This window comes from Niveispirillum sp. GW835-FHT14G11 (assembly GCF_058793615.1).
On sequence record NZ_JBXAFZ010000059.1, the window covers coordinates 1 to 1,239 of the forward strand.

General features: G+C 61.4%; 1 protein-coding gene. It reads left to right on the top strand.

The features are described 5' to 3' along the window. Nucleotides 1–1,238, top strand: a 1,238-nt coding sequence (locus AC1Q7F_RS32585; RefSeq protein WP_492512707.1) for a site-specific integrase, incomplete at its 5' end; no start/stop codon positions are given. Between the last annotated feature and the right edge of the window lies 1 nt (nt 1,239).

A 1,239-nucleotide genomic window follows, 5' to 3' on the forward strand; every position in this document is an offset into this window, starting at 1 on the left:
CCCCCATGGCGAAGCTGACGAAGCGTGTGGTCGACCAATTGGAACCCGGAGCAGTCGAAACCGTCCATTGGGACGATGAACTTCGCGGCTTCGGTGTGCGTGTCTGGCCGTCGGGTCGCAAGGTTTATGTCGCCATGACGCGGGTCAAGGGCCGGCTGCGAAAGGTGACGATCGGCACGCATGGCCCCGTCACCGCCGAGAAAGCCCGGATCAAGGCGCACGAAATCATTTCACAGGCGAAAGCTGGCAACGACCCGGTCAAGGAACTGGACGTGGCCCGCAAATCGCCTACGGTCAAAGGGCTCGGCGAGCGTTTCCTCAAGGAACATGTCGCCGTCCGCTGTAAACCCTCCACCCAGTATGAATACAAGCGCTCCGTCGAGTTGTTCATCAATCCCGAGATCGGCACCCGCAAAGTCCTGGATATCGAACGCCGTGACATCGCCGAACTGCACCAATCCCTACAGCACATCCCCTATCAGGCCAACCGGACCCTGGGCGTGTTGTCCAAGATGTTCAATCTGGCCGAGGTCTGGGGGCTGCGGCCCGATGGCAGCAATCCCTGCCTGCATGTGAAGAAGTATCGTGAGGAGAAGCGCGAACGGTTCCTGGGTGCCGATGAATATGCCTCCTTGGGCCGGACATTGGCCGAGGTCGAGACGGATGGATCGGAACCCCCAGCCGTAACTGCCGCCGTCCGGTTGCTGATGCTGACGGGATGTCGCCTGGGCGAGATCATGACCCTGAAATGGTCCTATGTGGATTGGCAGGCGCGGGCGTTGCGTCTGCCGGATTCCAAGACCGGCGCGAAGGTCGTGCATTTCGGGGAAGCAGTGGCTGCCGTGCTGCGGTCCATCCCCAGGCTAAAGGATAATCCCTGGGTCATCACCGGCACGAAGGAAGGTGCCCGGCTGACCGACTTGCAGCCGCCCTGGCGCCGCATCCGCAAGAAGGCCGGACTGGATGATGTCCGCATCCATGACCTGCGGCACTCGTTCGCCAGCGGCGCGCTGTTCCTGGGCGAAGGGCTGCCGATGATCGGCAAGCTGCTCGGACATACACAGGTCCAGACCACGGCTCGTTACGCCCATCTGGCTGCCGATCCGGTCAAGAATGCCATGGAGAAAGTCTCGGACTTTATTGCCAAGCAGGCGACGATCAGCATGAAGCGGCGGCGCAATCACAAATACACGATCCAGCCCCCCGGACCTTGGACGGGCGCGAAACCAGACCCGTAGA